Below are 17337 nucleotides of genomic sequence, written 5' to 3'. Positions count from 1 at the left end.
TGACCTGGCGGCCCGTCACCGCCAGCGCCAGCAGGTCTTCGGACTCGGGGTCGACCGGTGCGGGGCGCCTTCCCGGAGCGTCGCTCCAGTGGCTGTCCCGGGAAACGTGTCCCGTGACGTGCCCGCCCGTCACCCTCACCGCTGCGCGTCAGTCCCGGATTCACACCGGGTTCCCTGCTCCAAGAGATGGAGTTCGACTGGCCCGACGAGGGTATCGCGCCACCTCGTGGGTCGTTCAGGCCGGTCGTTCCCACCGCCTCCCGGCCGGGTCCGACCCACGGTGACGCGGGGCGCGCGGAGCCCGCCGGTGGTGGCGCGCCCACCGGTGGACGGCGGACACGACAGCGGCCCCCGGCGGACGGAAGCCGGGGGCCGCTGTCGGACGGAGGGCCGAACTCACACCTTCTCGGTGGGCTCCTGCACGTCGATCACACGGGTGGCGGCGCGACGCTTGCGCAGGTACCCGATGAGCGGCACCACGGCGGCGACGGCCACCAGCACGTACAGGCCCACGGAGATACCGCTGGCGACCAGGATCGACGGGTCGCCGGAGGAGGCCGCCAACGCCCGACGGAACTCCGTCTCCGCGATCGGACCCAGCACCACACCGATGAGGGCGGGGGCCACCGGCACACCGAAGGTGCGCATGACCAGACCCAGCACCGCGATCACCAGGAGCATCACCAGGTGCGTCACCGAGGTGTTGATCGCGTACACCGCCAGCACCGAGAACAGCGTGATGCCCGCGTACAGGTACGGCTTGGGCAGCTTCAGCAGCTTCGCCCACAGCGGTGCGAACGGCAGGTTGATCACCAGCAGCAGGACGCTGCCGATGAGCAGCGACGCCAGGAGCGTCCACACCAGGTCGGCGTTGCGCTCGAACAGCACCGGACCCGGCTGGAGACCGTACTGCTGGAACGCGGCGAGCATGATCGCCGCCGTCGCCGACGTGGGCAGACCCAGTCCGAGCAGGGGCACCATGGTGCCCGCGGCGCTGGAGTTGTTGGCCGACTCCGGACCGGCCACACCCTCGATGGCGCCCTCACCGAACTCGTTCTTCACGCCCTTGCGACGCGCACGACGTTCGGCGAGCTTGCGCTCCAGACCCAGCGACAGGAACGTGGGGATCTCGGCGCCGCTGCCGGGGATCGGCCCGAAGGCGCTGCCCATCGCGGTGCCGCGCAGCCACGGCTTCCAGGAGCGGCGCAGGTCCTTGCGGCCCAGCCACGGACGACCGGTGCGGATCGCCGCGAAGTCCGGCGCGGACTTGCCCCGCGCCGCGATGTACAGCACCTCGCCCAGGGCCAGCAGACCCACGGTCACGATGACGATGTCGACGCCGTCCAGCAGGCTGGACGAGCCGAAGTCGAACCGGGCGGTGCCGCTCTGGGCGTCGATGCCCACCATGCCGATGGCCAGACCGATGAGCAGCGAGGTCACACCGCGCAGCACCGAACCCGACACCACCGCGGCCACCGCCACGAAGGAGAACACGGTGAGGGCGAAGTACTCGCCGGGCCCGAAGTTGAGCGCGAACGCCACCATCACGGGGGCGAAGAGCGCCACGACGAGCGTGCCGATGATGCTCGCCACGAAGGAACCGATCACCGCGGTTCCCAGCGCCTGGGCCGCTCGACCCTTGAGCGCCATCTTGTGGCCCTCGTAGGTGGTGGCGATCGACGACGCCTGACCCGGCGTGTTCAGCAGGATCGAGGTGGTGGCGCCACCGAACATGCCGCCGTAGTACACACCCGCGAACAGGATGAACGCGCTGGTGGGGTCGAGTCGGAAGGTCACCGGCAGCAGCAGCGCCACCGCCATCGCCGAGCCCATGCCCGGCAGGATGCCCACGGCGGTGCCCAAGAGCACACCGAGGAAGGCCCACATGAGGTTCTGGGGGGTCAGCGCCGCGGCCAACCCGTCCATCAGGTTGATCAGAGTGTCCATCACAGCACCAACTCCAGGAAGCCGCCCGGCAGGTTGAGCCCGAGCCCGAGCGAGAAACCGACCTGCACGGCGGCCGACATCGACAACGCCACGATCGCGTCACGCAGGTAGGCGCGGGCGCCGAACGCGTAGGCCACGATCCAGAACAGCAGGGCGCCGGCGAACAGCCAGCCCACGAACTCCAGCAGGGCGGTGTGCACCACCAGGCCGGCCAGGACGAGCACGACCGGCCGGCCCTCGAACCAGGCCAGGGGCGCGGAGGCCGTCCCGCTGCCGGCGTTGCGCAGGTTGACCACGCTCATGCCGACGGCGGCGACGAGCAGCAGTGCGCCGACCGCACCCGGGAAGGCGCCCGGGCCGGGGCGGGTGGCGTTGGGCGGGGCCTCGATGGTGAAGGCGCCCCACACGGCCACCAGGCCCAGGATCGCCGCCAGCGCGGGCACGACCCAGGCCGCGGGTCCGCTCCAGGCGGTGGTCTCGGGGTCGACCGCCGTGGTCTCGGCGGTGTTCACCGAGGTCTCTTCGGTCCCGGGGGACACGGTGGACTCGGTGGTCTCGACGGTCTCGGAGGCCTCGGTCTCCGCCGTCGTCGTCTCGTCTGTTCCCTTGGGGCTCACAGTCCCAGCTCCTCAACGGTCTCCTGGGTCAAGGCGATCTCTTCGCCCAGGAACTCCTCGAACTCGGCGCGCCCCTGGTAGGTGTCGGTCCACCGGTTGCGCTCCAGGGTGTCGGCCCAGGAGTCGGTGGCCCGCAGCGCGCGCACCAGCTCCTCCAGGTCGTCGGCCTCCTCGCCGGTCAGACCGGGAGGGGCGATGACGCCACGCCAGTTCGACATCTCCAGGTCGTAACCGAGCTCGATCATGGTCGGGATGTCCACCCCGTCCAGGCGCTCGGGCGAGGAGACGGCCAGCGCGCGGAGCGGACCGTCCTCGGCGATCTGGTCGCTGAAGTCGCCCAGGGTGCCGAAGCCGACCTGGGAGGTGCCCGACAGCAGCGAGGTCAGGGTCTCGCCACCGCCCGAGTAGGGCAGGTAGTTGATGTCACCGGGGGAGATGTCCATGGCCTGGGCGACCTGGGCCGCGAAGATCTGGTCGACCCCGCCCATGGAGCCGCCCGCCACCGGCAGGGTCCCGGACTGTTCCCGCCAGTCCTCGGCGAGGTCGTCGAGGGACTCGTAGGGCGAGTCCTGCGGGACCACGACCGCGAGGTACTCGGAGGCCAGCTGGGCGATGGGGGTGGAGTCCGCCATCGCGTACAGCGACCCGGTGGTCTCCACCGCGCCCACCATGCCCAGGCCGGTCATGGTCAGCACGTTGTCCTGGCCGTCGCGGCCCACGGTCTGGGCCAGCCCGATGGTGCCGCCGGCGCCCTCGGCGTTGCGGACCTCGACGTTGAATCGCAGGTCCTCCTCGCGCATGCCGTTCTGCATCTCGCGGGCCAACGTGTCCCAGCCGCCGCCGGGGCCGGCGGGTGCGATGAGCAGGATCTTCTCCTGAGCACCGTCGCCGGAGGCCGCGCTCTGGCGAACGTCGAACAGCGCCGTTCCGACCAGCAGGAGGGCGCACAACCCACCCACCACACGGAGCACCACGCCACGATCGCGCATCGGTCCTCTCCTTCTTCGTTCGTCTGTGCACATCCCCCGGTGCGCAGACGCAGGGGAGATCCAGGACACAGTGTGACCCGGCCCACGCGCGGATGAGGGTTTTGTTAAAACTGGAGTCATATTGGTCGTATTGTTCGTGGAACGCGCCCACACGCTGACGACCTGCGCGTTCACCGGCCGGGCCGCCCACGAACCCCGGCCACTGGAGCACCCATGACTTCACCACCCGTTCACGGCCGGCTCACACTCACCGGCTCCCTCTTCATCGGTTACGTCTGCCTCCTGGCGGTCGCGCTCGCCGGCATCGGGGTCCTGTGGGCGCTGCACGTCGACAGTGAGACCGACCGGCAGTACGCCGAACGCGTCCTCACCGTCGCCCGCTCCGTGGCCGTCATGACCGAGGTGGTCGACGGGATCCAGGGGCCCGAACCCGCCGCCGAACTGGACCCCATCGCCGACCGCGTCGCCGCGGCCACCGGGGCCGACTACCTGGTCATCGCCTCACCCGCGGGGGTGCGTTTCACCCACCCCGACAAGGACCTCATCGGTGAGACGGTCTCCACCCCTCCGGGCTCCGCCGCGGACGGGGTGGAGTGGACCGGAGTCCAGGACGGCACCCAGGGCCGCACCGTCCGCGCGAAGGTGCCGGTGTTCTCCGGTGGGGGATCGGTCAGCGGCGATGACGCGAGCGGCGAGGTCGTCGGCTACGTGTCGCTCGGCATCCTCACCTCCAGCGCCGCCGACGACGCACGCGCCGCGATGCCCGTGATCCTCGCCGTGACCGTGCTCGTCCTCGCCGTGGGCGTGGGCGGTTCCTGGGCGCTGTCCCGGCAACTGCGCACCAAGACCCACGGCCTGGAACCCGCGGACATCACCGCGCTCCTGGAGAGCCGTGAGGCCCTCCTGCACGCCGTGCGCGAGGGCGTGCTGGCCGTCGACACCCACGACCGGGTCGTCCTGGTGAACCGCCCGGCGCGCACCATGCTCGACCTGCCCGAGAGCGCCGAGGGCCGGCACCTGGACGAACTCGACCTGTCCGCGCGGGTCCGCGACATCGTCTCCGGCGCCGACCCGGGCGACGACCTCATCCTGCTGTCCGGCGACCGGGTCCTGGTCGCCAACCGCATGCCGGTGAGCATCCGCGGTGTCGAGTCCGGCGCCGTGGTCACCCTCCGGGACCGGACCGAGGTGGACCGGCTCGCCGGGGAACTCGACGGCGCCCGCACCGTCACCCGGGGTCTGCGCGCCCAGACCCACGAGTTCGCCAACCGGGTGCACACCGTCGCGGGCATGCTCGAACTGGGCGCCCACGAGGAGGCCCGCGCCTACCTGGCCGACCTCGCCGCCACCCACACCCGCACCTCCAGTGGTGTGGCCGAACACGTGCGGGACCCGGCGCTGGCCGCCCTCACCCTGGCCAAGTCCGCGCAGGCCTCCGAGCGCGGTGTCGACCTGCGGTTGTCCCCGATGACCAGCGTTCCGGACCGTCTGCGGGGCGAACTGCGCTCCGAGGCGCTCCTCATCCTCGGCAACCTGGTGGACAATGCCCTGGACGCCGTCACGCAGGGAGGATGGGTGGAACTCCTGGTGCGTCTGCACCGGGCCGCCGACACGGACCTGCCGCACGACCTCCTGGAGATCCGGGTGACCGACTCCGGGCACGGGGTCGCCGACGACGTGGCCGAGGAGATCTTCCGCTACGGGTTCACCACCAAGGCCTCCCGCGACGGGGGCACCCGAGGGCTGGGCCTGGCCCTGGTCAAACAGGTCTGTGAGAGTAGAGGAGGCAGCATCGAGATGGAGGCGCCCGACGCGGAGGAGGGGGCGGTGTTCACCGCCTGCCTGCCCGTCGCCGTGTCCGCGGGGGTGAGCGGATGATCCGTGTCCTCATCGTCGACGACGACGTGCGCGTGGCCCGCAACCACCAGGAGTTGGTGGAGTCGGTGCCCGAGTTCACGGTGGTCGGGGTGGCGCACACCGCCGCCGCGGCCCTGGCCCAGGTGCGGGGACACCGCCCCGACCTGGTCCTGTTGGACCTGCACCTGCCCGACGCCTCGGGGATCTCGGTGATGCGGGCCCTGCGCTCGGCAGGTGAACCCGGCACGCCCCAACCCGACTTCCTCATGATCACCGCGGTGCGCGACATCGCCCAGGTGCGCTCCGCCCTGCACGGCGGTGCCGTCCACTACCTGCTCAAACCCTTCCCGCTGAGCGCCCTGCGCGACCAGCTCGAACGGTTCGCGGTGGCCCGCCGCCAGATGGAGGGGGAGGGCGAGGCCACCCAGCAGGACGTGGACCGTCTGTTCGGGCTGCTGCGTCCGCCCGCGGCCCGTTCCCTGCCCAAGGGGCTGACCTCGGCCACCGTGGACCTGGTCTCCGGGGTGTTGCGGGAGGCGGAGGGGGAGTTGTCCGCCGCGGACGTCGCCGAGCGTTCCGGGGTGTCCCGGGTGACCGCCCGACGTTACCTGGAGCACCTGTGCGCCGACGGCCGCGCGGAGCTGCGCATGCGCTACGGCTCGGCGGGCCGCCCCGAACACCTCTACCGGTGGGTCGCCTGAGTCGGAGATCCCGAGTCGGTGGTTCCGCCCCGGCGGGCGTGTTCCGCGCGGCCTCCCGTCGGTGACGGGTGTCACACTGGTGCCATGTTGGATCACCTCGGAATCCAGGTCGCGGACGCCGCCGAGAGCGCGTCCTTCTACGACGCGGTGCTCGCCCCCCTGGGCCACCGGCGCATGCGCCAGTACGGGGAGGTCATCGGCTACGGATCCGACCAGCCCGCCTTCTGGATCGCGCCCACCGAGACGGGCGGGCCGGCGCGGGAATCGCACATCGCGTTCACCGCGGCCGACCGGCCCGCGGTCGACGCCTTCTTCGCGGCGGCCGTGGAGGCCGGGGCACGGGTCCTGCACGCGCCACGGGTGTGGCCGGAGTACCACGAGCACTACTACGGCGCCTTCGTCCGCGACCCGGACGGCAACAACGTGGAGGCCGTCTCCCACGGGCCGGTGCACGCCTGACCCGTCGGGCGTCCGGCCGCGGGGACGTCCCCGATCACCTCGTCGGCGCCGCCGAACGCGTGTTCCCGGGGGCGGTGGCCAGCGTCGCGGCGCGCACGGCGCTGGTCAGCGCCACCTCGCCCAGCAGCCCCGGGGCCGCCACGCGGTCCCCGGCCAGGTACACCCCGGCGCCCCGGTCGATGGCCGGACGGTCGCGCCAGGTGCGGCCCGGCAGATCCAGCGCCCCGGTGCGTCCCCGTGCCATCTGCTCGCGCCGCCAGGTCGACCGTTCCCGCCACGCCGGCAGGGCGGCGTCGAGCAGGGTCTCCAACCGGAGCCTGACGTCGGCCCGCGACTCGCCGGGCCGGACCGGCATCTGGGCCTGGACCAGGTCCTCACCCGCAGGGGCGAGCGTGGGGTCGACGAGGCTGTAGCGCGACAGGTAGCCGCACTCGTCGGAGTCGAACACCAGGAACGGGTCCCCACGTCGACGTGTCAGGCCCAGGTCCACCATCAGCGTGTGTCCGCTCTCCCCGCGCAGCCCGTCGTCGCCCAGCAGGGAGCGCGCCGCGTCCAAGGAGGTCGCGACGATGGTCGGTCCCTCCGGGAGCGCGTCCACCCGGGTCCGCGTCGCGATCCGCACGCCCCTGCTCCGGGCCTGCTCGACCAGGTGGTCCACCCACGTCCCCCACCCCCCGATCAGGTAACGGGCCGACGGTCGTCGCGGGGCGGTCACCCGCTGGAACCGGTCCCAGACGAAGGCGGCCGACAGGCGGGCGGGATCGGCGTCGAAGAGCGCCACCCCCATCATGTTGGCGACCGCGCGCGCGGTCGCCGCTCCGAGACGCTCGGTGGCCCACGCACCGAAGTCCACGTCGTGCGGGGCGCGCAGACGCCGGCGCGTGGCCGCCCCCAGGACCTCGGCGGGCGGACCGCCGACACGGCCTCGGTACCGCCACCGGGCACCGAGCGCCCCTCGCAACGGCAGGGCCTTCGAGGGCGACACCAGACCGCGCCGCCGCAACCAGGCGTAGGGGGCTCCGTCCCCGTACAGGACGTGGGGTCCGTCGTTGGCCACGTACGGAGGGGCGGTCGAGCGGGCCCGACCGCCGAGCGTGGCATGGGATTCGAACAGGGTGACGTCGGCGCCTCTCTCGGCACCGGCGATGGCCGCGGTCAGTCCGGCGAGGCCACCGCCCACAATGGTGAGTTCCATGGCCCTAGGACGGGTCGGGCACCCGCAAACGTGACAGCTTGTCCGGGTTGACCAACAGGTAGACGTGCTGGATCCGGCCCTCGAAGACGTCCAGCGACAGCACGATCACCGGTCCGCCGGCCACGGACGCCACCACGCTCGGACCGCCGTTGACCTCGGTGATCCGCACGTCCAGCTCGTCCACGGCGTCGATCCCCGCCGAGGCGAGGAACCGCGTGACGTTGCGCTCCTCCGCGACGGCGGTGAGGAACCGCCCGACCTTGCGCGCGCTGTGCAGGACCCGCATCGGAGCGCGGGCCTTGCCCCCGCTGTCGGCGACCAGGGTCGCGTCGGTGGCGAGCAGCCCCGTGAGCCCCTCCAGGTCGCCCTCCAGACACGCCCGGAGGAAGCGTTCGGTCATGCGTCGGCGTTCGGCACGGTCGGCCTCGAAGCGGGGCCGACGGTCCCGCACGTGGTCACGGGCGCGCTTGGCCAACTGCCGGGTGGCCGCCTCACCGCGGCCGATGACCCGGGCGATCTCCGCGTAGGGGAGTTGGAAGGCCTCGTGCAGCACGAACACGGCGCGCTCCAGCGGGCTCAGGGTCTCCAACACCACCAGGAGGGCGAACTCCACCGAGTCGGCGAGTTCGGCACGTTCGGCCCCGCCGGGCAGGTCGCTCACCGGTTCGGGCAGCCACTCGCCCACGTAGGACTCCCGCCGGGAACCGGCCCGGCGCAGCCGGTCGATGGCCAGCCGGGAGACCACGGTGACCAGGTAGGCGCGTGGATCGTCGATCCCGGTGGGGTCGATGCCGGACCAGCGCAGCCAGGCCTCCTGGACCACGTCCTCGGTGTCGTTGGCGCTGCCCAGGACCCGGTAGGCGACCCCGTTCAGGAGGGAGCGGTGCTCCTCGAAGACCTCTGTCGTCGTCATGGCAGGGAAGACGTACCACGGGAGCCGTCGTGTGACACGTCCGCGCCCGGTTCCGGCCACGTTCCGCCGATCACCTGGAGGGATACCGAACAGTGATCCGCGCGCGCCAAGAAAACGCTTGCCCGTGGCGAGGGCGGGTTCTAGGTTGGCGCGACCGGGGAGTCGAGGAGAGGGAGTGTCGTTGTACCGACTGCGCGAGTGGAACCGAGGGGACGTGGACCGGCTGTTGGAGGCCTTCGCCTGGGAGGAGCTGGCCTGGCAGGAGCCCGACGTCCCGAACACCGTGGACCTGGCCCTGGAATGGATCGATCGTCGTGCCGAGCTGGCCCGGACCGAGGACGTCCACGGGTTCGCGGTGGTGGACGGCAGGGACCGGGCCCTGGGCCACGCCCAGGTGGCGGTCACCAGCCGTGCCCACGGGCTGGGGTGGTTGTCCTTTTGGACCCACCGCGGTGAGCAGGGGCGCGGTGTCGCCACGGAGGGGGCGCGCCTGGTCTCGCGGTTCGCCTTCGACGACCTGGACCTGTTCCGGGTGGAGGCGGGGCACCGGCTCGACAACCCGGGGTCGTGTCTGGCGCTGGGGCGCGCGGGTCTGCTGCCGGAGGGGATCGAACGGGCCAAACTCCGTTACGGGACCTCCCGCTACGACACCGCCTCGCACGCGCGTCTGGTCACCGACGCCGAGGTCCGGTCGCCCGAGGGACCCTGCAAGGGCTGAGCGGGGACCGCGCACACGAACGAACGCGGGGCACGGCGGTGGATCCGCCGTGCCCCGCGTCGTCGACTCCGGAGGAGTAGTGGCTACCAGTCGGAGACCGCGATGCCGGAGTGGATGTCGTTGGAGATCACGTTGCAGCCCTCGGAGCTGAAGCCCGCGAAGCTGATGACGTCGGCGCAGACGGGCACCGTGACGTTCTGGATGTTGGCGTTGTTGTCGGCGGAAGCGGTGCCGGACATGGCGCCCAGGGCGAGGCCGGTGGCGAGGATGAGGCCGGAGACGGCGGTGATGCGCTTCATGGTGAGTGTTCCTTTTCGGTTCGCTGTGTGCAGGTGAAGTCGGCGGCTGTGTGAAGCCGACCCGGGTGACGTCCGGGTCTACTTGTCGTGGACCGCGATGCCCGAGGTCGCGTCCCAGTCGACGACGTTGCAGCCACTGGCGCTGATGCCGGAGGCCTTCAGAACGTCCACGCAGACCGGGATGGTGATGTTCTGGATGTCGGCGTTGTTGTCGGCCGCGGCGGTGCCGGTGAAGGCACCGAAGGCGAGGCCGGTGGCCAGGACGAAGCCGGAAACCTTGGCGATACGGGACATGTGAGTCACCTTTCGGAAGTACAGAAACGGGTTGGCTGCGGCCGCCGGAATTAACTTAGCGTAGCCGGAAGCCTGCTCGAAGTAGTTTTCGGGAAGATTCCCGAGTTCGATCAGACTTTCTTCGGCTTCTCGGGCGGCATGACCGACATATCACTGCCTTGAGGACCCGTCGCGTTACACAACCGAAAGCGCGACTAGAACAGGCTTCTGGCGAATACATCGGAAACGGTCGTTACCCGTCATGAATCCGCGAGTCGGGCACTTCGGGGGTGTCGAGTGCGGGGAACGGGCCGATCCGGACCGGCGAAACGGCCCGAACGCCACCCACCGTGAACGCCGATGGCCACGCTCGGTACGCACGAGGCCCGCACGGCGATGCCGTGCGGGCCTCGAAGAGACGTGCGGGGGAGGGCTACCAGCCCTGCTGCCCGTACCCCGGGTACTGCTGGCCGTATCCGGGCTGCTGCCCGTAACCCGGCTGCTGGTGGCCGTAACCGGGGTACTGCTGCTGGTCGTAACCGGGGTACGGCTGCTGGTGGCCGTACCCCTGGCCGTAACCGGCGTACGGGTCCTGCTGCTGTGCGCCGGTGTGGTGCTGCGGGTAGGCGGGCTGCTGGCCCGAGTGGTCCTGCGGCTGCTGGGGGTGCTGCTGGGGCTGGTGGGCCTCGGCCTGCTCCGCGGCCTTGGCCTTCTGCGCCTCGGCGTCGGGGCGGAAGAGGAACAGGCGGGCCGACGCGGACTCGCCGCCCTCGCTCGGGGTGATCTGCTCCAGACGCCACCCGGCCTCCTCGATCCCTTCGAGGATGCGCGTCAGGCCCGGGCGGAGCTTGCTCGACGCCTCGTCATAGGCGTTCACGTCCAGCTGGATGATGAACATCCGACGCTTCTGCTGCGCGGCGACCTTGGCGTGCTCGACGACCGTGCTGTCCCTGACGACCTGTGTGACGCTCATGAAAAACCGTACCCATCTGCTCTGCGGAGCTGCTTCACCCGTCGGGGCCTGTTCCCGGTCGTCCGCGTCCACCGTGGCGGGATTCCGCCGGGCTCCGCAACCATCATGCCCCCTAGAGGTGCATCTGGCCACAGAGCCCGAACGGCCCCCCGGGCTCCGGAGCCCGGGGTACGGATCAGCCGGCGGCGGCGCGGACGGCGTCGACGACGGGCGTCTCACCGTTCACCAGATTGAGAACCCCGCCCCGGGTCCCCGGTTCGTCCAAAAGCGCGACGATCACGGCGGCCACGTCCTCGCGGGTCACCGCCTCGCGCTCGACGTCCTCGCCCAGGTCGACGCGGCCGGTGCCCTCCTCGTCCGTCAGGCGTCCGGGACGCAGGATCGTCCAGTCCAGGTCCAGGTCCCGCTGACGGAGGTCGTCGTCGGCCGCCTTCTTCGCCGCCACGTACGCCTTCCAGACCTCGTCCGTGCCCTCGGGGACCGGCACGTCGACGTTGATCGCCGACACCTGGATCAGCCGGCGCACGCCCGCCAGAGCGGCCGCGTCGGCGGTCAGCACCGCGGCCTTGTGGTCCACGGTCTCCTTGCGGGCGGCGCCACTTCCCGGTCCGGCGCCGGCCGCGAACACCACGCCGTCGGCGCCCATGATCTTCTCGGTCAGTTCGGTGGCGGTGGCCTGCTCCAGGTCGATGACGACCGGTTCGGCCCCGGCCTCGACGACGTCCTGTGAGTGGTCGGGGTTGCGGATGAGGGCCACGGGTGTGTCACCACGGTCGGCCAGTCGCCTGGCCAGCCGTAGTGCGATCTTCCCGTGTCCTCCGACGATGACGATACGCATGGGGGCAGCGTATTGCCTCCGTCCAAAGTGGCACCGGCGACCGTCCCGGGCGAGGGTCCGGTTTTCTTCGGGACTCCGCCTCGCTTCGGCGCGCGCCCGGATGTGCGACGGCGCGGCGGGGACCTCCGGCAGCTCCCCGGGTTCCGGAAAGGAGCCGCCGCCGGTGCCCGTACGAAACACCCCTGGGGCGCGGGTCCGCCGAGCCGGAACCCGGGGTCCACCGCGGGGCCGGTGGCGAGGGGCCGCGGGTGCGCGGCTCACCCCCCGCCGGGGCCCGGGCACGGGTTTCTAGTCGACGGTCCAGGTGTCGCCGCCGGCCAGCAGGGCTTCCAGATCCCCGTCGCCGCGTTCGGACCGCGCGTCCTCGATCTGCTCGTTCAACAGGTCGTCGTAGGTCGGCCGACGCACGTCCCGGAACACCCCGATCGGCACGTGCTCGAAGGCGGGCCGGTCCAACCGGGACAGCGCGAACGCGTACCCCGGGTCCTCCCGGTGGGCGTCGTGGCGGATGAGCCGATCCTCGCCCACCTCGGCGACGTCCGCGACCTCCAGCCCGCCGAACTCACCGGCGACCACACCGCGGTCCGGGCCCAGACGCAACGGCTCGCCGTGCTCCATCCGCAACAGGCGCAGATCCCGGGAGGACGGGTCCTTCAAGGGTTCGAAGGCGTCGTCGTTGAAGATCGGGCAGTTCTGGTAGATCTCCACGAACGACGCGCCGGGGTGGTCTGCGGCGGCCCGCAGCACCGACGTCAGGTGTTTGCGGTCGGAGTCCACCGTCCGCGCCACGAAACCCGCCTCCGCGCCGAGCGCCAAGGACACGGGGTTGAACGGCTGGTCCAACGACCCCACCGGCGAGGACTTGGTGATCTTCCCGGGCTCGGAGGTGGGCGAGTACTGCCCCTTCGTGAGCCCGTAGATGCGGTTGTTGAACAGCAGGATGTTGATATTGACGTTGCGGCGCAGGGCGTGGATGAGGTGGTTGCCGCCGATCGACAGTCCGTCACCGTCCCCCGTGATCACCCACACCGACAGGTCCGGGCGGCTCGTGGCCAGCCCCGTCGCGATCGCCGGCGCCCGACCGTGGATCGAGTGCACACCGTAGGTGCTCAGGTAGTAGGGGAAACGCGAGGAGCAGCCGATCCCGGAGACCATCACGATGTTCTCGCGCGGCACCCCCAACTGCGGCAGGAACGACTGGAACGCGGCCAGGATCGCGTAGTCACCGCACCCCGGGCACCAGCGCACCTCCTGGTCGGACTTGAAGTCCTTCATCTTGTACGCGGTGTCGGTCCTGGGCACGAGCCGCAGCCCCGCGAGCCCGTCCTCGTGCCCCGGGCCGTCGACACCGTTCGGGTTCTCAGTCACGGTCGATCACCTCCTGCAGCACACCCGCGAGCTCCTCCGCCTTGAAGGGCAGTCCGCGGACCTTGTTGTAACCGATGACGTCGACCAGGAAACGGCCGCGCAGCAGGAGCGCGAGCTGGCCCAGGTTGATCTCCGGGACCACCACCCGGTCATAGGAGCGGAGCACCTCGCCGAGGTCGGCCGGGAACGGGTTGAGGTGGCGCAGGTGCGCCTGGGCCACCCGGCCGCCCGCGCGCCGCACACGCCGCACCGCCGCGGTGATGGACCCGTAGGTGCCGCCCCAGCCCAGCACCAGGACCTCGGCGTCCCCGGTCGGGTCCGAGACCTCCATCGCGGGGATGTCCCGCGCGATGGCGTCGATCTTGGCCTGACGGGTGCGGACCATGAGGTCGTGGTTGCCGGGGGTGTAGGAGATGTCGCCGCTCTGCGCGTGCTTCTCGATGCCGCCGATGCGGTGCTCCAACCCGGGTGTGCCCGGAACCGCCCACGGCCGCGCCAGCGTGTCCTCGTCGCGCAGGTAGGGCAGATAGGTGCCCTCCGGCCCGTTCGGCTCGGTGGCCAAGTCCGGCTCGATCACCGGTAGTCGGGACACGTCCGGCAGCCGCCACGGCTCGGAGCCGTTGGCGAGGTACCCGTCGGAGAGCATCACCACCGGCGTCCGGTACGTCACCGCCAGCCGGGTGGCCTCCACCGCCGCGTCGAAGCAGTCCGCGGGGGAGGAGGGCGCCACCACCGGGACCGGGGACTCGCCGTTGCGCCCGTACAACGCCATGAGGAGGTCGGTCTGCTCGGTCTTGGTGGGCATGCCGGTGCTGGGGCCGGCCCGCTGGACGTCGATGATGATCAGGGGCAGTTCGGTCATGACGGCCAGCCCCACGGTCTCCTGCTTGAGCACCATCCCCGGGCCGGAGGTGGTGGTCACCCCGAGCGACCCGCCGAACGAGGCGCCCAGGGCCGCCCCGACCCCCGCGATCTCGTCCTCCGCCTGGAACGTCCGCACCCCGAACCGCTTGTGCCTGGACAGCTCGTGCAGGATGTCCGAGGCCGGGGTGATCGGGTAGGAGCCCAGGAACAGGGGCAGCCCGGAGCGTCGGGATCCCGCGATCAGGCCGTAGGCGGTCGCCAGGTTCCCGGTGATGTTGCGGTAGGTGCCGGAGGGGAGCCGGGCCGGTTTGATCTCGTAGGAGACCGCGAAGTCCTCCGTGGTCTCGCCGAAGTTCCACCCCGCCCGGAAGGCGGTGAGGTTGGCCGCGAGGATGTCCGGCCTGCTCGCGAACTTCGCCTTGAGGAACGAGGTCGTGCCCTCCGTCGGGCGGTTGTACATCCAGGACAGCAGCCCTAGCGCGAACATGTTCTTCGCGCGTTGGGCGTCCTTCTTGGAGATGTCGGTGTCGGCCAGGGCCGCGACCGTCATCGAGGTCAGTCCCACCGCGCTGACCTTGAACCCGTCGAGGGTCCCGTCGGTGAGCGGGTCGGAGACGTAGCCGACCTTGGCCCGACTGCGCGCGGTGAACTCGTCGGTGTTGACGATGATGGTGGCGCCCTTCGGCAGGTCGCCGAGGTTGACCTTGAGTGCGGCCGGATTCATCGCCACGAGCACGTCCGGCGCGTCCCCGGGGGTCATGATGTCGTGGTCGGCGAAGTGCAACTGGAAGCTGGAGACCCCGGGAAGGGTGCCGGCCGGGGCACGGATCTCCGCCGGGAAGTTCGGCAGTGTCGACAGGTCGTTGCCGAACGACGCGGTCTCCTGGGTGAATCGGTCACCGGTCAGCTGCATCCCGTCGCCGGAGTCGCCGGCGAAGCGGATGATGACGCGGTCGAGCTGTTCGATCTGTTTGGCCACTGAGATCGACGACCTCCTCGGTGAGCCGCCGGTCGTGAAGGCGGCGGCGCTCGGGTGTTCCACCCCCGGTCGGACCGCACCGTCGCGGGCCGGGTGCCTGGATCGGGGACGGAGGACAGCTGTCGTGGCCCCCACACGCGCCGGGTGCGCCAACCCGGAGCGGTGTGTGCGGGCGCGTGCACCGCGGCCGGGTCGTGTGAGGCTGCCGACCTTCAACGACACGGCCCACCGTTCACCCGGGGACGGAGTTCCTCCGTTCCCCCGGTGCGCGGAGTGACAAGGGCCACGTCCGCACTATAGGTCGTCGTTCCCGGAACGAAGGGGGGCGGGTGGCGATTGTCACACTCGGCCTCCCTCCGCCGACGCCCGCGCCCTCGGCGGAGACTTCGCAACACCGGCCGGTCACATGGGGAACGCGAGACGCCGACCCGCACGTTTGTCACCATGTACGCATCCAAAGCCGGACACCGGCGAACAGCGGAAGGAGGGCGCGTGCACGCCAACGCGGTCCGCGCGGTCGGTCTGTTCGCCGGAGCCTCGGCACTCATCGTCCTGGTCGGCTGGCTCTGCGGTGCCCAGAAGGGCGTCCAGGTCGGGATCGCCCTCGTGCTCTGCGCGGGGATCCTCGTCTACCTGTTCGGGGAGTCCCTGGCGTTGCGGGCGATGCGCGCCCGACCGGTGAGCGAGATCGAGCGCCCCGAGCTCTACCGGATCGTCCGGGAGCTCGCCACGGCCGCGAAACAGCCCATGCCGAAGCTGTACCTGTCACCCGTGCGCTCGCCCAACGCCTTCGCCGCCGGGGGCACCCCCCGGCGGGCCTCCCTGTGCTGTACCACCGGGTTGCTGCGCGCCCTCGACGAGCGGGAGCTGCGCGGGGTGATCGCCCACGAACTGGCGCACATCCGCGCGCACGACACCCTGCTCAGCTCGGTCGCGGCGACGCTCACCACGCTCATCACCGCCCTGACCGCGGTGACCTTCCTCCTGCCGTTGGGCGAGTCCGAGGAGACGGACATGCCCAACATCCTGGGTGGGCTCATGCTGGCCGCGTTGGCGCCGCTGGCGGCCCTGGTCGTCTACTGCGGCGTGGGTCGGGCCCGGGAGTTCCGGGCCGACGAGAAGGCCGCCGAACTCACCGGTGACCCCCTGGGGCTGGCCGACGCCCTGCGCAAGCTGGAGTCCGGCAACCGGGCCTTCCCCCTGCCCCGCGAGCGGGTCCTGCTCGCCACGGCGCACCTGATGACCACCAACCCGTTCCCCGGGTCGCTGGGCCGGTTGTTCTCGGCCCACCCCCCGATCGCCGAGCGCATCCAGCGCCTGCGGGCCCTGCGCCGCAAGTGGGACCTGGGCTGAACACGGCGACGGCCGCCCACCGGAGGCGGGCGGCCGTGGGACGTGCACGCGCTAGCGGTAGTTGACGAACTGGAGCGCCAGGTCGAAGTCCTTGTCCTTGATGAGCGTCATGGCGCTCTGGAGGTCGTCCTTCTTCTTGGAGCTGACCCGGAGCTCGTCGCCCTGGATCTGCGTCTTGACGCCCTTGGGGCCCTCGTCGCGGACGAGCTTGGAGATCTTCTTGGCGTCCTCGGTGGTGATGCCCTCCTTGAGGTCCACCGGGAGGCGGTACTCCTTGCCGGAGGGCTTGGGCTCCTCCGCGGCGTCCAGGACCTTCAGGGAGATCTTGCGCTTGATCAGCTTCTCCTTGAAGACCTCCAGCGCGGCGGACGCGCGCTCCTCGGAGGTGCTCCTGATCTCGATGCCGTTCTCACCCTGCCAGGCGATGGTGGTCCCGGTGCCCTTGAAGTCGAACCGCTGGGCCAGCTCCTTGCCCGTCTGGTTCAAGGCGTTGTCGACCTCCTGACGGTCGAGCTTGGACACCACGTCGAAACTGGATTCGGCGGCCACGTACTCTCACACCCCGTAGATCTCATGGGTCACGGGCGGTACCCGTGCACGTCTGCTCCGGCCTCGGACCGGGCCGGCTTCAGAGCTTAGCCGCGCGCCGTCGGGCGTGCCCGAAGCCCCTGGCGGGGCGGCGCGCGGACCAACGATTTCAGGTTCGGGCCGATCATCCGCTATTGTCATTCATGCGCAGCGACGCACGCGTCGCCGCATCCCAGGCAGGTTGCCCGAGTGGCCAATGGGAGCGGACTGTAAATCCGTCGGCTTAGCCTTCGAAGGTTCGAATCCTTCACCTGCCACCCTGGGACGAGACCCCGGTGAACAGCGACAACGCTGGCCACCGGGGTCTCTCGCGTTCCGGGGGTGCACGGCGCTCGCGATCGCCCACCGGACGGCCGTGGGACGCCTCTCAGGGATCCGCGCGGTCGGGCCCTCGTTGCCCCCGGGG

17 protein-coding genes, 1 tRNA gene and 1 riboswitch are annotated in these 17337 nt (G+C 70.9%); of the genes, 6 read left to right on the top strand and 12 right to left on the bottom strand.

The window, feature by feature from the left end; translation table 11 throughout:
- Positions 1–11 precede the first annotated feature (11 nt).
- Positions 12–217: riboswitch (cobalamin riboswitch) on the bottom strand.
- Between the two features lie 179 nt (positions 218–396).
- Genes DSY14_RS09090 through DSY14_RS09080 form a run of 3 tightly spaced genes read right to left on the bottom strand, consistent with a single transcriptional unit; the run spans position 397 to position 3553 of the window.
- Positions 397–1947 carry a tripartite tricarboxylate transporter permease gene (locus DSY14_RS09090; RefSeq protein WP_211716048.1) on the bottom strand — a complete coding sequence of 517 codons (1551 nt, stop codon included), beginning with the start codon at positions 1945–1947 and terminating at the stop codon, positions 397–399.
- Positions 1947–2564 (bottom strand): tripartite tricarboxylate transporter TctB family protein, encoded by a 618-nt coding sequence (locus DSY14_RS09085; RefSeq protein WP_374223994.1) that lies wholly within the window; start codon positions 2562–2564, stop codon positions 1947–1949. Before DSY14_RS09085 ends, DSY14_RS09090 begins: the two co-directional genes overlap by 1 nt.
- The gene (locus DSY14_RS09080) at positions 2561–3553 is read right to left on the bottom strand and encodes a tripartite tricarboxylate transporter substrate binding protein (protein ID WP_211716047.1); all 993 of its coding nucleotides are present in this window, start codon (positions 3551–3553) and stop codon (positions 2561–2563) included. Before DSY14_RS09080 ends, DSY14_RS09085 begins: the two co-directional genes overlap by 4 nt.
- 213 nt (positions 3554–3766) lie before the next feature.
- Between DSY14_RS09080 and DSY14_RS09075 the strand changes: the two genes are divergently transcribed.
- The 3 genes from DSY14_RS09075 to DSY14_RS09065 all read left to right on the top strand — a co-directional run bounded on the left by DSY14_RS09075 (position 3767) and on the right by DSY14_RS09065 (position 6570).
- Positions 3767–5431, top strand: coding sequence for a sensor histidine kinase (locus DSY14_RS09075; protein ID WP_211716046.1), 1665 nt, complete (start codon positions 3767–3769; stop codon positions 5429–5431).
- Positions 5428–6111, top strand: coding sequence for a response regulator (locus tag DSY14_RS09070; protein ID WP_211716045.1), 684 nt, complete (start codon positions 5428–5430; stop codon positions 6109–6111). Before DSY14_RS09075 ends, DSY14_RS09070 begins: the two co-directional genes overlap by 4 nt.
- Positions 6112–6195: 84 nt before the next feature.
- A complete protein-coding gene (locus DSY14_RS09065) occupies positions 6196–6570 on the top strand; it encodes a VOC family protein (protein ID WP_211716044.1) in 375 nt (124 codons plus the stop codon).
- Positions 6571–6604: 34 nt separating this feature from the next.
- Here the strand turns inward: DSY14_RS09065 and DSY14_RS09060 are convergent, their stop codons facing one another.
- Both DSY14_RS09060 and sigJ read right to left on the bottom strand, forming a co-directional pair.
- Positions 6605–7765 carry an FAD-dependent oxidoreductase gene (locus DSY14_RS09060; protein ID WP_211716043.1) on the bottom strand — a complete coding sequence of 387 codons (1161 nt, stop codon included), beginning with the start codon at positions 7763–7765 and terminating at the stop codon, positions 6605–6607.
- Between the two features lie 4 nt (positions 7766–7769).
- On the bottom strand, positions 7770–8678 hold the full coding sequence (sigJ, locus tag DSY14_RS09055; protein WP_211716042.1) for an RNA polymerase sigma factor SigJ: 909 nt from the start codon (positions 8676–8678) through the stop codon (positions 7770–7772).
- Positions 8679–8859: 181 nt separating this feature from the next.
- Between sigJ and DSY14_RS09050 the strand changes: the two genes are divergently transcribed.
- Complete coding sequence (locus DSY14_RS09050) at positions 8860–9396, top strand: GNAT family N-acetyltransferase (protein WP_211716065.1); 537 nt, start codon at positions 8860–8862, stop codon at positions 9394–9396.
- 83 nt (positions 9397–9479) lie between these two features.
- Here the strand turns inward: DSY14_RS09050 and DSY14_RS09045 are convergent, their stop codons facing one another.
- From DSY14_RS09045 to DSY14_RS09020, 6 genes are all read right to left on the bottom strand, one after another.
- Complete coding sequence (locus DSY14_RS09045; RefSeq protein ID WP_211716041.1) at positions 9480–9695, bottom strand: hypothetical protein; 216 nt, start codon at positions 9693–9695, stop codon at positions 9480–9482.
- 78 nt (positions 9696–9773) lie between these two features.
- Positions 9774–9989 (bottom strand): hypothetical protein, encoded by a 216-nt coding sequence (locus DSY14_RS09040; RefSeq protein WP_211716040.1) that lies wholly within the window; start codon positions 9987–9989, stop codon positions 9774–9776.
- A 412-nt stretch (positions 9990–10401) separates the two neighbouring features.
- A complete protein-coding gene (locus DSY14_RS09035) occupies positions 10402–10941 on the bottom strand; it encodes a hypothetical protein (protein WP_211716039.1) in 540 nt (179 codons plus the stop codon).
- 175 nt (positions 10942–11116) lie between these two features.
- Entirely contained in the window at positions 11117–11779 is a 663-nt protein-coding gene (locus tag DSY14_RS09030) for an NAD(P)H-binding protein (RefSeq protein ID WP_211716038.1), read from the bottom strand.
- 288 nt (positions 11780–12067) lie between these two features.
- On the bottom strand, positions 12068–13147 hold the full coding sequence (locus DSY14_RS09025) for a 2-oxoacid:ferredoxin oxidoreductase subunit beta (protein WP_211716037.1): 1080 nt from the start codon (positions 13145–13147) through the stop codon (positions 12068–12070).
- Positions 13140–14990 carry a 2-oxoacid:acceptor oxidoreductase subunit alpha gene (locus tag DSY14_RS09020; RefSeq protein ID WP_211716036.1) on the bottom strand — a complete coding sequence of 617 codons (1851 nt, stop codon included), beginning with the start codon at positions 14988–14990 and terminating at the stop codon, positions 13140–13142. Before DSY14_RS09020 ends, DSY14_RS09025 begins: the two co-directional genes overlap by 8 nt.
- Before the next feature lie 492 nt (positions 14991–15482).
- Here DSY14_RS09020 and DSY14_RS09015 point away from each other — a divergent pair, with 492 nt between their 5' ends.
- A complete protein-coding gene (locus tag DSY14_RS09015) occupies positions 15483–16343 on the top strand; it encodes a M48 family metalloprotease (protein WP_211716035.1) in 861 nt (286 codons plus the stop codon).
- Positions 16344–16394: 51 nt separating this feature from the next.
- Here the strand turns inward: DSY14_RS09015 and DSY14_RS09010 are convergent, their stop codons facing one another.
- Positions 16395–16892 (bottom strand): YajQ family cyclic di-GMP-binding protein, encoded by a 498-nt coding sequence (locus tag DSY14_RS09010; protein WP_211716034.1) that lies wholly within the window; start codon positions 16890–16892, stop codon positions 16395–16397.
- Between the two features lie 214 nt (positions 16893–17106).
- On the opposite strand from DSY14_RS09010, the gene DSY14_RS09005 reads away from it, so the two are divergent.
- A tRNA-Tyr gene (locus tag DSY14_RS09005) sits at positions 17107–17188 on the top strand.
- Positions 17189–17337: the final 149 nt, after the last annotated feature.

Source organism: Nocardiopsis sp. MG754419 (assembly GCF_018207095.1).
Lineage (GTDB): Bacteria > Actinomycetota > Actinomycetes > Streptosporangiales > Streptosporangiaceae > Nocardiopsis.
This window is presented reverse-complemented; position numbering and strand designations above follow the sequence as displayed.

What these genes read in the sequence shown, in the direction of transcription:
- DSY14_RS09070 (WP_211716045.1), top strand. Translation starts at nt 5,428, where the DNA reads ATGATCCGTGTCCTCATCGTCGACGACGACGTGCGCGTGGCCCGCAAC.
- DSY14_RS09060 (WP_211716043.1), bottom strand. Translation starts at nt 7,765, where the DNA reads ATGGAACTCACCATTGTGGGCGGTGGCCTCGCCGGACTGACCGCGGCC.
- DSY14_RS09090 (WP_211716048.1), bottom strand. Translation starts at nt 1,947, where the DNA reads ATGGACACTCTGATCAACCTGATGGACGGGTTGGCCGCGGCGCTGACC.
- DSY14_RS09030 (WP_211716038.1), bottom strand. Translation starts at nt 11,779, where the DNA reads ATGCGTATCGTCATCGTCGGAGGACACGGGAAGATCGCACTACGGCTG.
- DSY14_RS09065 (WP_211716044.1), top strand. Translation starts at nt 6,196, where the DNA reads ATGTTGGATCACCTCGGAATCCAGGTCGCGGACGCCGCCGAGAGCGCG.
- sigJ (WP_211716042.1), bottom strand. Translation starts at nt 8,678, where the DNA reads ATGACGACGACAGAGGTCTTCGAGGAGCACCGCTCCCTCCTGAACGGG.
- DSY14_RS09080 (WP_211716047.1), bottom strand. Translation starts at nt 3,553, where the DNA reads ATGCGCGATCGTGGCGTGGTGCTCCGTGTGGTGGGTGGGTTGTGCGCC.
- DSY14_RS09040 (WP_211716040.1), bottom strand. Translation starts at nt 9,989, where the DNA reads ATGTCCCGTATCGCCAAGGTTTCCGGCTTCGTCCTGGCCACCGGCCTC.
- DSY14_RS09035 (WP_211716039.1), bottom strand. Translation starts at nt 10,941, where the DNA reads ATGAGCGTCACACAGGTCGTCAGGGACAGCACGGTCGTCGAGCACGCC.
- DSY14_RS09075 (WP_211716046.1), top strand. Translation starts at nt 3,767, where the DNA reads ATGACTTCACCACCCGTTCACGGCCGGCTCACACTCACCGGCTCCCTC.
- DSY14_RS09045 (WP_211716041.1), bottom strand. Translation starts at nt 9,695, where the DNA reads ATGAAGCGCATCACCGCCGTCTCCGGCCTCATCCTCGCCACCGGCCTC.